This is a genomic window from Mesorhizobium silamurunense, from assembly GCF_014843825.1.
Lineage (GTDB): Bacteria > Pseudomonadota > Alphaproteobacteria > Rhizobiales > Rhizobiaceae > Mesorhizobium > Mesorhizobium silamurunense.
In genome coordinates this window covers 1-11,464 of the sequence record NZ_JHQR01000186.1, presented here as the reverse complement: position 1 = coordinate 11,464, position 11,464 = coordinate 1, and the positions used below count along the sequence as shown (strand labels likewise).

The 11,464-nt window shown below is 64.7% G+C and carries 9 protein-coding genes and 1 tRNA gene; 6 read left to right on the top strand and 4 right to left on the bottom strand.

Annotation, left to right across the window (positions count from 1 at the left end):
* Positions 1–44: 44 nt before the first annotated feature.
* Both DH10_RS20785 and DH10_RS20780 read right to left on the bottom strand, forming a co-directional pair.
* Positions 45–112 (bottom strand) — tRNA-Ile (locus DH10_RS20785).
* A 292-nt stretch (positions 113–404) separates the two neighbouring features.
* A complete protein-coding gene (locus DH10_RS20780) occupies positions 405–953 on the bottom strand; it encodes a histidine phosphatase family protein (RefSeq protein ID WP_192244774.1) in 549 nt (182 codons plus the stop codon).
* A gap of 176 nt (positions 954–1,129) precedes the next feature.
* On the opposite strand from DH10_RS20780, the gene DH10_RS20775 reads away from it, so the two are divergent.
* The 3 genes from DH10_RS20775 to DH10_RS20765 all read left to right on the top strand — a co-directional run bounded on the left by DH10_RS20775 (position 1,130) and on the right by DH10_RS20765 (position 4,842).
* Positions 1,130–2,080, top strand: coding sequence for an AEC family transporter (locus DH10_RS20775; protein WP_192244843.1), 951 nt, complete (start codon positions 1,130–1,132; stop codon positions 2,078–2,080).
* A gap of 170 nt (positions 2,081–2,250) precedes the next feature.
* A complete protein-coding gene (locus tag DH10_RS20770) occupies positions 2,251–3,708 on the top strand; it encodes an NAD-dependent succinate-semialdehyde dehydrogenase (protein WP_192244776.1) in 1,458 nt (485 codons plus the stop codon).
* A 96-nt stretch (positions 3,709–3,804) separates the two neighbouring features.
* Positions 3,805–4,842: an aldose epimerase family protein gene (locus DH10_RS20765; RefSeq protein ID WP_192244778.1), complete on the top strand. Its 1,038-nt coding sequence runs from the start codon at positions 3,805–3,807 to the stop codon at positions 4,840–4,842.
* On the opposite strand, the gene DH10_RS20760 is transcribed toward DH10_RS20765, so the two are convergent.
* Positions 4,821–5,741 (bottom strand): sugar kinase, encoded by a 921-nt coding sequence (locus DH10_RS20760; RefSeq protein ID WP_192244780.1) that lies wholly within the window; start codon positions 5,739–5,741, stop codon positions 4,821–4,823. The two genes, DH10_RS20765 and DH10_RS20760, sit on opposite strands and share 22 nt — an antisense overlap.
* Before the next feature lie 155 nt (positions 5,742–5,896).
* Here DH10_RS20760 and DH10_RS20755 point away from each other — a divergent pair, with 155 nt between their 5' ends.
* Together DH10_RS20755 and DH10_RS20750 are read left to right on the top strand one after the other, a co-directional pair.
* Positions 5,897–6,340, top strand: coding sequence for a FixH family protein (locus DH10_RS20755; protein WP_192244782.1), 444 nt, complete (start codon positions 5,897–5,899; stop codon positions 6,338–6,340).
* 7 nt (positions 6,341–6,347) lie between these two features.
* Positions 6,348–7,556, top strand: coding sequence for a cytochrome-c peroxidase (locus DH10_RS20750; RefSeq protein ID WP_192244784.1), 1,209 nt, complete (start codon positions 6,348–6,350; stop codon positions 7,554–7,556).
* On the opposite strand, the gene DH10_RS20745 is transcribed toward DH10_RS20750, so the two are convergent.
* Positions 7,557–8,009, bottom strand: coding sequence for an Lrp/AsnC ligand binding domain-containing protein (locus DH10_RS20745; RefSeq protein ID WP_192244845.1), 453 nt, complete (start codon positions 8,007–8,009; stop codon positions 7,557–7,559). It lies immediately after the preceding gene.
* 164 nt (positions 8,010–8,173) lie between these two features.
* Between DH10_RS20745 and putA the strand changes: the two genes are divergently transcribed.
* Positions 8,174–11,464 (top strand): bifunctional proline dehydrogenase/L-glutamate gamma-semialdehyde dehydrogenase PutA (gene putA / locus DH10_RS20740; RefSeq protein ID WP_192385278.1); only part of this gene is annotated, 3,291 nt, incomplete at its 3' end.

Sequence of the window (11,464 nt, the reverse complement as noted above, 5' to 3'; positions counted from 1 at the left end):
ACCGTAACCTATGTGTCCAGAATGGACCTCGGCTTATCAGGCCGTTGGAGAAGGATTCGAACCTTCGACAGTCAGATTATGAGTCTGATGCTCTAACCAATTGAGCTATCCGTGTCGTGGGTGTGGGAATTGAACCCTGCCTCCGGACCCAAATCCGGCGCTCTCCATGAGCTACACCCGCAAGTCCCAACACTCCGAAACGGCGCCGTACACAGCGCGGCAAAGCCGCCTGCGCGGGCGGAGACGAAAGCTCCAACCGTTCTGCTCGCTTCGGTTTTCGTGACCGGGAGCGCGCCTATAGACCCTGCGACGGGTTGTCGCAAGCGGCATTGTCGCGGCGGATTTGCGGCTTCTTTCGGCGGTGGCATTTTGGCAACAGTCCTGAGCCGTGCAGGCCGACGCCCTCAGAAGGTGACGCGGCCGAGCACCTTGAGTCCGTCGCCCTCCGGCGCCACGACCACGGCTTCGCCCTCGCGTGGTGCGATGCCGGTGAGCGCCACGATGTTTTCCAGATGCGTGACCAGCACCAGATTGTCGGAACCGGAATAGCCGCGGATCTCCTTCATCACTGCCTCCATCTGGGCAGCCTTCTGCTCCGGGTCGGTCTTGAGCAGATCGAGCGGCGCAAACGGTTCCGGTTCGGCCTCAAAAGCGATGCGGGCCGTATCGAGGCAGCGGCAGTAGCGGCTGGAGAGCACGCGCTCTATTGGCGCCGCGCGCGCCGCGAAGAGGGCGCCGATGCGGCTTGACTGCTGCTTGCCGCGTTCCGACAGGTTGAGCTGAGTGGCGCAGTTGCCGATGTCGAAATTCGCCGGATCGGTCGCCCCGGTGACGAAGGCATGGCGAAGCAGAACGATATGGCCGCCGTCGCGCAGCAGTGCCCAGCCCGCATCGGTTGCGTGGGCAATGCTCGGAACGACAAACAGGAAGAGTGCCAGGGCAAGTCGCAGCATCGAGAGTCCTTTGACGGTCCCAGAAAGGCCGGGGCCGTGAATGGCATATAGGGACCGCAAAGCCGGTCAGAAGACAAGCGGAGGAACCGGTGGTCGACGCTGAGGCGTTCCGCGAGCGCCCGATTGCACCGCGATCCGCGCTCGCCTATCACGGGAAAAATGTCGCCGCCCCAAAAATGACTCCGCTCACCGAAACCGTCCTCTTCGTCTTCAGCCTCGTCGCGCTCGGCTATCTCGCCGGGTTCACCGGCTATCTGAAGCCGGCAAGCGGCGAAGGCATATCCGAATTCGCCGTCAACGTGGCGATGCCGCTGCTGCTCTTCCAGACTATGGTGAAGTCGGACTTCCACGGTGTGGCCCCATGGTCGCTGTGGGGCGTCTACTTTGCCGCGGTCGCCGTCACCTGGGCCGCCGGCCATCTGGTGACGACGCGCATCTTCGGCCGGGATGCCCGCGCGGGAATCGTCGGCGGCGTTTCCTCGGCCTATTCCAATGTCGTGCTGCTCGGGGCGCCTTTCATCCTCGGCATTTTCGGCCCGAACGGCTTCGAGGTCTTGTCGCTGCTCGTCTCCATCCACCTGCCGGTCATGATGATGGCCTCGATCGTGCTGTTCGAGATGTTCGGCCGTGGCGGCAGCGAACCGGTGCATCCGCTGCGCGTCGTCAGGAATTTTCTGAGGCGGCTGTTCGTCAATCCGTTGATCATCGGCATTCTGGCGGGGCTTGCCTGGCGCTTAACCGGCGCGCCGCTGCCGGCGCTGATCGGGCGGCTGGTCGACGCGCTCGCCGATACGGCCGGACCGGTGGCGCTGTTTGCGATGGGGCTCAGCCTGCGCCGCTTCGGCATCTCGGGCAACATCCGGCCGGCGCTCGCGCTGTCGGCGCTGAAGCTCTTCCTGATGCCGGCGCTGGTGCTTCTCCTGGTCTGGCTGCTCGGCCTGCCGCCGCTGACGGCAAAGGTGGCCGTGGTGGCGGCGGCGCTGCCTTCCGGCATCAATTCCTATCTCATCGCCGTCCAGTTCAACACCGGCCAGGCACTGGCGTCGAACCAGATGACAATCGCCACAGCAAGTGCGGTGCTGACCACGTCGTTCTGGCTGACAGTGGTCGTGCACGTGTTCGGCTAGGGCCATTAGCCCAGCCGGCTCTCGCCTTTGCTGGCCTAACCCCTATATGCCATCTTGTGATTGCTTGCCGGGCTTTCCCTAGGTAAGAGCAATGCGCCAGCGTGCGGCCTTGCACGCCCATCGAATATCCAGAAAAACGGCCGATCAGCGCGCCGAACGGAGGCCAGACCATGCTTCAGAAAACCAGTCATTTCATGCGCCAGGCCAATCTCATCAACGGCGAATGGGTGCAGGCCGACAGCGGCCAGACCGTCGACGTCAACAATCCGGCCACGGGCCTCAAGATCGGCACCGTGCCGAAGTCGGGCAAGGCAGAAACGCGCCGCGCCATCGAGGCCGCGGAGGAAGCCTTCAAGAGCTGGCGCAAGACCACCGCGCTCGAGCGCTCGAAGCTGTTGCGCAAGCTGCACGATGCGATGATGGACAATCAGGACGTGCTGGCCGAGCTGCTCACCATCGAGCAGGGCAAGTCGCTGTTCGAATCCAAGGGCGAGATCGGCTCGGCCGCGAGCTATATCCTGTGGTTCGCCGAGGAAGGCCGCCGCACCTATGGCGACATCGTGCCGTCGCCCTGGGGCGACCGCCGCATCCTGGTGACAAAGGAACCGGTCGGCGTCATCGCCGCCATCACGCCGTGGAATTTCCCGTCCTCGATGCTCGCCCGCAAGCTTGGTCCGGCGCTGGCCGCAGGCTGCACGGCCGTGGTCAAGCCGGCTTCGCAGACGCCTTACTCCGGCCTCGCCTGGGGCGCGCTCGCCGAGGAGGTCGGCTTCCCTAAGGGCGTCATCAACATCCTGACCGGCTCGGCCGGCGAGATCGGCGACGAGATCTGTGCCAATCCGCTGGTCAAGAAGATCACCTTCACCGGCTCGACCGAGGTCGGCAAGATCCTGATCCAGAAGTCGTCGGTCACGGTCAAGAAAGTGTCGATGGAACTCGGCGGCAACGCGCCGTTCCTGGTCTTCGACGATGCCGACGTCGATCGCGCCGTCACCGGCGCCATCACCGCGAAGTACCGCAATTCCGGCCAGACCTGCGTCTGCACCAACCGCTTCCTCGTCCAGGCGGGCGTCTATGACAAGTTCGTCGAGAAGCTCGCCGCCGCCAGCGACAGCCTCAAGGTCGGTTCCGGCCTGGAAGAAGGCGTGCAGCAGGGGCCGCTGATCGACGAGAAGGCAGTCGAGAAGGTCGAGGAACTGATCGCCGATGCAACGTCGAAGGGCGGCAAGGTCGTCGCCGGCGGCAAGCGCCATGCGCTTGGCGGTTCATTCTTCCAGCCGACAGTCATCGCCGATGCGACGCCGAAGATGCGCTTCATGAAGGAAGAGATCTTCGGGCCGGTCGCGCCGGTGTTCAAGTTCGAGACCGAGGAAGAAGCGATCGCCTTGGCCAACGACACCGAGTTCGGCCTCGCCTGCTATTTCTACACCGGCGATCTCGGCCGCGCCTTCCGCGTCATGGAAGGGCTGAAATACGGCATGGTCGGCGTCAATGAGGGCCTGATCACCACCCCCGAAGCGCCGTTTGGCGGCGTCAAGGAATCCGGCCTCGGCAAAGAAGGCGGACATCAGGGCATCGAGGATTATCTCGATACCAAATATGTCTGCATCGGCGGGCTCGGCCTCTGACTGCCAGCCACCGGTGGGGCAGGCACCTGGTCTGCCCCCGCCGGAGGCAACCAGCATAGTCCGCGGATCAATGAACTGACGTTTTCGGGCACAGCGATGAAGGACGGCGAGGTCTTCGGTACGACGCAGGCGGGCGAGCGGGTTCGCCGTTTCACCATCCGCGGCGGCGGGCTGACCGCCAACGTCATCGGGCTCGGCGCGATCATCCAGGATTTGCGGCTTACCGGTCACGACGCGCCGCTGGTGCTGGGCTACGACCGGTTCGAACCCTATGAGACCGATCGCGCCTATTTCGGCGCCGTGGTCGGCCGCTTCGCCAACCGCATTCGCGACGGCCGCTTCACCATCGCCGGCAAGCGCTACCAGACGGAGCGCAACTTCCTCGACAAGCACACGCTGCACGGCGGCTCGGAAGGCTATTTCCACCGGCCATGGACCGTCTCGCTGCATGGCCGCGATTTCGTGACGCTGACGCTGCACGATCCGGACGGCACGATGGGCTTTCCAGGGGCGCTGGACGTCACCTGCACCTACCGGCTGAAGATTCCCGGCACGCTCAGCATGGAGTTGACCGCCACATGCGAGGAGCCGACGCTCTGCAACCTGGCGCAGCACTCCTACTTCAATCTCGACGACGGTGGCGCCGGCGACATCCTCGACCACCGGCTGATGCTCAATGCCGGCGCCTACACACCCGTCGATAGCGAGATGATCCCGACCGGGGCGGTGAAGCCGGTCGACGGCACACCTTATGACTTCCGCCAGGCGAGGCCGTTGCGCATGGAAACGGAAGGCGAGCAGCTTCCCTACGACGTGAATTTCTGCCTCGCCTCGAGCCGTGGACCGCTGCACCAGGCGGCCTGGGTGCAAGGCGCCAATTCCGGCATCGAGATGGAAGTCTGGACCACCGAACCCGGCCTGCAGCTCTATATCGGCCAGTATGTGGCGCCGACATCGCCTGGGCTCGACGGCCGCCGCTACAAAACCTTTTCAGGCTTCTGCCTCGAAGCGCAGGCCTGGCCCGACGCGCCGAACCGGCCCTATTTCCCGCAGGCTACGCTGTGGCCTGGCCAGATCTACCGTCAGGTGACGGAATACAGGTTCAGGCTTCCTCAGCCGGCAGACGCTGCTTGAAGCGTCTCAAATGGCGCCAACGCGCCGCGAACCTGCACGACGGCGGCGGCCACTTGATGCGCGCGCCGAGCCGCGTCGGCGGCCGCGTGGCCGGAGAGCCGTGCTGCCAGATAGCCGCCATTGAAGGAATCGCCCGCGCCAGTGGTGTCGACGGGCGAGGCGACATGCACGGCTCCCACTGTTTGCAAGGCTCCATTCATGGCAATCAATGCTGGTTGTTCACCATTCTTGACGACGACCTCGCCGACTAACCTGCCCATGCGTTCGGCGGTCGCCTGCGGCGCGATATCGCCAAAGAGCATCTGTTCGTCAGGGAAGGTCGGCAGCGCAATGTCGGTAACCGCCAAGGCTTCGAGGATCGCGGCCTGCGCCGTCTCGCGGCTCTGCCAGAGCCGTGGACGATAGTTGGGATCAAAGGCGATGAGGGAGCCTGCCGCGCGCGCCATGGCGACCGCCGCCAGCAACGTCTTGCGCGCCGGTTCATCGAGAATTGCCAGGGTGATTCCGGAAAAATAGACAAGCGCCTGGCTTTCAAGGCTTTTCGCCAGCGCAGCAGGATCTGAGGCCAGTTGGCGCGCCGCGGCATCGCTTCGCCAATAGGTGAAGGCGCGCTCGGCTCCGGTGAGCGTGATGGCGTAAAGGCCGGGTCTGGCACCGGCAATGACCGGGCTGTTGCCGATGCCAATGCCGTTCTGAGCGAAGAAACCGATCTGATCGCGGGAGAAGGGATCGTCGCCGAAGGCGGAGACATAGGTCGCCGGCCGGTTCGGGCTCAATGCGTGCAGAGCCCATAGCGTATTGAAGGTGTCGCCGGCAAAGCCCATGCGCCAGTTCGGCCCTGCCTGGCCCGACAGTTCGAGCATGCATTCGCCGATCGACGCGATACCATTGGCTTCCATTCGGCTTATCCTCCTAAGGCTTTGTTGCTGTAGCTTTTTGCAACCGCTAGCGCCATGCTTGGCTAAGGCCGATATTTGCGCCAGAAGCGATTTCCCACAGGCGGGACGGGATGCTGCATGCAGCCCGTGACGTTATCAGCCGAAGAGGAACCGGTTTGGCATCGATATGGCGTTACATTCTTGCGGGTCTCGGTCTGGCTGCCCTGCTGGTCGGCATCCTGGCAGTCGTCTATCTGACGGCGCCGCACTCGGCACCGGGCCCCGACACGTCGCGCTCCAAGAAGACGGCGAGCGGGCTGTTTGTCGCCAGCTTCGAGCCGGAGCGCGGCGTCATCCGGCAAGGCGAGTTGCAGTCCTGGCTGCTGACGCTGAAAACCGCCGCCGGCGCCCCGGTGGAGGGTGCTGCGATCACCGTCTCGGGCGGCATGCCGCAGCACAATCACGGCCTGCCGACCAGTCCGCAGGCGACCGACTATCTGGGCGGGGGACGCTACCGCATCGACGGCATCAAATTCACGATGAGCGGCTGGTGGCAGCTGCGCTTTGGCATCTCAGCGGCGGCGGGGTCCGATTCCGTCGTCTTCAACATCGTCTTGTGAGCGGCCGATGAGGCGTCTTGCCCGCGTCGCAAGCCTTTCCGCTCTGGCCGCGCTCGCTTTGCTTGGCGGCTGCGGCAAGCCCGAGTTCAGCGACGCCGAGAAGAAGACCATCGCTTCGCTGGCGTTGAACACGCTGCCGGCGCTTAAAGCGGACACCACGAACCAGTACGCAGATGTGCCGGCCGCGGCAGCGCTCGGATCGACGCTGTTCTTCGATGTCGGCATGAGCCGCGACGGCACGGTGTCCTGCTCGACCTGCCACAAGATCGATCGCCAATTCCAGGACGACCTGCCGCAGGCCGTCGGCGTCGGCCGCACCAACCGGCGCACCATGCCCTTGGCCGGCGTGGCGCGCGATCCCTGGTTCTTCTGGGACGGACGGCGCGACAGCCTTTGGGCGCAGGCGCTGACGCCGCTCGAAAATCCGCTCGAGCAGGCCGGCAACCGCGCTGCCTTCGCGCACTACATCAAGAACCGGTTCGGCGAGCGCTATGAGCGAATCTTCGGACCGCTGCCCGATCTGTCGGCAGTTCCGGCCAATGCCAGCCCTCTCGGCACCGATGCCGAAAAGGCGGCATGGAACGCAATGCCGGCCAGCGAGCATGAGGACGTCAACCGTGTCTTTGCCAATATCGGCAAGGCAATCGCCGCCTTCGAGCGATCAATCGAGCCGCAACAGACGCGTTTCGACCGCTTCGCCATCGATCTCGCGACCGACAGCAAGCCGCAAGGCGACGCGGCATTCTCGGCGGAAGAGATTCTCGGGCTGAGGCTGTTCATCGGCAAGGCCAATTGCGTGACCTGTCACAATGGGCCTCGTTTCACCGACAACTCTTTCCACAACACCGGCGTGCCGCCAGTCAAGGATCTGCCGCCGGATCGCGGCCGGGTCGACGCGGTGGCTCAGGTTCAGGCCGATCCGTTCAACTGCTTCGGCAAGTTCCGCGACGGCGACGCCAGCGCTTGCCGGGAGCTGCGTTTCATGGTGAAGGATGGGCAGGATTTGGTGCGCGCATACAAGACGCCGTCGCTGCGGGGCGCGGCCGCCCGTTCGCCCTATATGCATGCCGGACAGTTTTCCACGCTCGACGAAGTGGTGGCGCATTATTCGAAGGCAGCGCCCAGCGTCGAAGGCGTTTCGGAAGTCCATCCGCTCGATCTGTCGGATCGAGAGCGGGCGGCGCTGGTGGCGTTTCTCAAGACCCTGTCCGAGTAGCTATCGGTCCTTCACCGTCTCCATCGCCACGAAGGTCGAGGTCTGCGCCACGTGGGGGAGGGCCGAGATGCGCTCGCCGAGCACGCGGCGATAAGCGGCGATGTCGGTGGTGCGGACTTTCAGGAGATAGTCGAAGCTCGACGCCATCATATGGCACTGCTCGATTTCCGGCACGCCCTGCACCGCGCGATTGAAAGCGTCGAGCGCGGTCGAGCGCGTGTCGGAAAGCTTCACCTGGACGAAGGCGACATGGCCTTCGCCCATGCGTTCGCGGTCGATGATCGCGCGATAGCCCCTTATATAGCCGTCCTTCTCCAGCCGCTTCACCCGCGCCTGCACCGGCGTCTTCGACAGGCCGACCCTGGTCGCCAACTCCGACATGGAAAGCCTGCCGTCGCGCCCGAGCGCGGACAGGATATTGCGGTCGATGCGGTCCAATTGATCTTCGATCATCGATTTCATAGTGAAATTGACGGATAGGAGCCATATATCATAGTTCGATCAGACTATCGTGGCGATTTCTTTGGACCGACCTAGATTTCCAATTGTGCTAGCTTGCGCCAATTGGTCCGGTGATCGCCAGACCGCTCCCTAATGCTCGCTTTCATGGACCCGATATGCCGCTCGATGCCATCCGCCAGCAGATCCGCGCCAACTATTTGCCCGACGAAGACGAGGCGGTGAAGCGCCTCTCCGCTGCGGCCGGGCTTTCGGCGGAGGAGCGCAAGGCGATCTCGGCCCGCGCCGCCGATCTGGTGCGCGCTGTGCGTGGCTCGACTGATCCTCGGCTGATGGAGGTTTTTCTCTCCGCCTACGGCCTGTCGACCAAGGAAGGCGTGGCGCTGATGTGCCTGGCCGAGGCGCTGCTGCGCGTGCCCGACGCCGAGACGATGGACGATCTCATCGCCGACAAGATCGCGCCGCATGACTGGTCGGCGCATTCGGGCAGTTCGAGCTCAATCTTCGTCAACGCCTCGACCTGGGCGCTGATGCTTACCGGCCGCGTGCTCGACGAAGGCGAGGGCGGCATCGAAGGCACGCTGCGCGCCATGGTGCGCAGGCTCGGCGAACCGGTCATCCGCAAGGCCGTCGCGGCGGCGATGCGCGAAATGGGCGAGCAGTTCGTGCTCGGCCGCACCATCGCCGAAGCGGTCAAGCGCGGCCGGCCGATGACGCAGAAGGGCTATCTCTATTCCTTCGACATGCTGGGCGAGGCGGCGCGTACCGAGGCCGACGCACTGCGCTATCACAAGGCCTATGCCGACGCGATCTCTTCGCTCGACGCCGGTTCGAATGGCCCCGACATCCGCTACAACCACGGCATTTCGGTCAAGCTATCCGCGCTTCATCCGCGCTATGAGGTGGCGAAGAAAGAAAAGATGCTACCGGTGATGGCCGAGCGGCTCCTGTCGCTGTCGCTCGCCGCGCGGCATTCGCGCATGGGCCTGAATATCGATGCCGAGGAGGCCGACCGGCTCGATCTGTCGCTCGACGTGATCGAAAAGGTCTTGGCCGAACCGGAACTCGCCGGCTGGGACGGTTTCGGCGTCGTCGTCCAGGCCTATGGCTCGCGCGCGGCCTTCGTCATCGACTGGCTCTATGCGCTGGCGAAAAAATACGACCGCAACATCATGGTACGGCTGGTGAAGGGCGCCTATTGGGATACCGAGATCAAGCGAGCGCAGACGCTTGGGTTAACCGGCTATCCGGTCTTCACCCGCAAGACCAACACCGATGTCTCTTATCTCGCCTGTGCGAAGAAACTGCTGTCGATGACCGACCGCATTTACCCGCAATTCGCCACCCACAACGCGCATACCGTGGCGGCGATCTTGTCGATGGCGAAGGATCGCAATTCCTTCGAGTTCCAGCGCCTGCACGGCATGGGCGAATCCCTGCACGAGACGGTGCGCAAGTCCGAAGGCACGCGCTGCCGCATCTACGCGCCGGTCGGCGCGCATTCCGATCTGCTCGCCTATCTGGTACGGCGGCTCTTGGAAAACGGCGCCAACTCCTCCTTCGTCCATCAATTGACCGACGAGGAGGTCGAGCCGGAGGAGATCGCCCGCGATCCGCTTGAGACAGTGGAAAGCCAAGGTCCCGCCGCCAATCCGGCGATCGCGCGTCCGGCCGCGATCTTCGGCGCCCACCGGCGCAATTCCAAAGGTTTCGACATCAGCGATCCGGTGACGCTTGCGGCCATCGACAGAGCAAGGGCGGAATTTGCCGGAGCGGACCGCTGGCACGCCAAGCCGGTCACGCGCGCCGCCGGCTACGGCAAGCAGCGCCAGATCGTCAATCCGGCAAAGCCCGACGAGATCGTCGGCACCGTGCATGAGTCGGCGGCCAAGCAGGTGGCGACCGCCGTGCGCATCGCCGTCGACGCGCAGCCAGCCTGGGCAAAACGCCCGGTTGCCGAGCGCGCCACGATCCTCAACCGCGCCGCCGACCTCTACGAGGCCAATGCCGCCGAGTTCTTCGCTTTGGCCACCCGCGAGGCCGGGAAGTCGCTGGCCGACGGCGTCGCCGAAGTGCGCGAGGCAGTCGACTTCCTGCGTTATTACGCAGCCGAGGCGGCGAGTGCCGAAGCTGGCACCGAGGCGCGCGGCGCTGTCGTCTGCATCTCGCCGTGGAATTTCCCGCTGGCGATCTTCACCGGCCAGATCGCCGCGGCGCTGGTCACCGGCAATTCGGTGATCGCCAAGCCCGCCGAACAGACCCCGCTGATCGCCTTCCGCGCCGTCGAGATGCTGCGCGAGGCCGGCGTGCCGGAGGACGTCATCCAGCTTCTGCCGGGTGACGGCCCCTCGGTCGGCGCGCCGCTCACCGCCGACCCGCGCATCGCCGGCGTCTGCTTCACCGGCTCGACCGAGGTCGCCAAGCTGATCGAGAAGCAACTGGCCGAGACTGCGGCGCCCGACGCCATGCTGATCGCCGAAACCGGCGGATTGAACGCCATGATCGTCGATTCCACCGCGCTGCCCGAGCAGGCGGTGCGCGATATCCTCGCTTCCGCTTTCCAGAGCGCCGGCCAGCGCTGCTCGGCGCTGCGCGTGCTCTATATCCAGAAGGACGTCGAGAAGAAGATGCTGGAAATGCTGAAGGGCGCGATGGAAGCGCTTACCGTCGGCGATCCGTGGGCGATCTCGACCGATGTCGGTCCGGTCATCGACGACGAGGCGCAAGGCTCGATCAGCGACTATTGTACGAAGAAGGGGCTGGAGGGCCGACTGGTCGCCAAGCTGGAGGCGCCGAAGAACGGGCGCTTCGTCGCGCCGCACGTCTTCCGCGTCAAGGGCATCGAGGAGATGGAGCGCGAGGTGTTCGGCCCGGTGCTGCATGTTGCGACCTTCGACGCCGACGATATCGATGCGGTGATTGCCGCTATCAACCGCAAGGGCTACGGCCTGACCTTCGGCCTGCACACCCGCATCGAGGGCCGCGTGCAGCATTTCGTCGACGGCATCCATGCCGGCAACATCTATGTCAACCGCAACCAGATCGGCGCCGTCGTCGGCTCGCAGCCCTTCGGCGGCGAAGGGCTGTCGGGCACGGGGCCGAAGGCCGGCGGGCCGCATTATCTGCGCCGCTTCCGCAAGGGACCGGAGGCCGGTACGGAGGTCGGCGAAGGCCATAAGGTGACGGCGACCGAACTCGCCGACAATCTGCCGGATCCGACGCTGCGCGGCTGGTCGACGCGGCCGGATCGCGTGGCGATCCTGAGAAAGCATCTGCGCGGCAAGGGGGCGGCGGCGATTGCCGCCGCGGCGAGCCTCGATTTCGGCCAGGTCGACCTGCCGGGCCCGACCGGCGAAGCGAACACACTGTCGCTTTCGCCGCGCGGGCGCGTGCTCTGCCTCGGGCCGGATGCCGACACGCTGCTTGCCCAGACCATCCAGGCGCTTGCT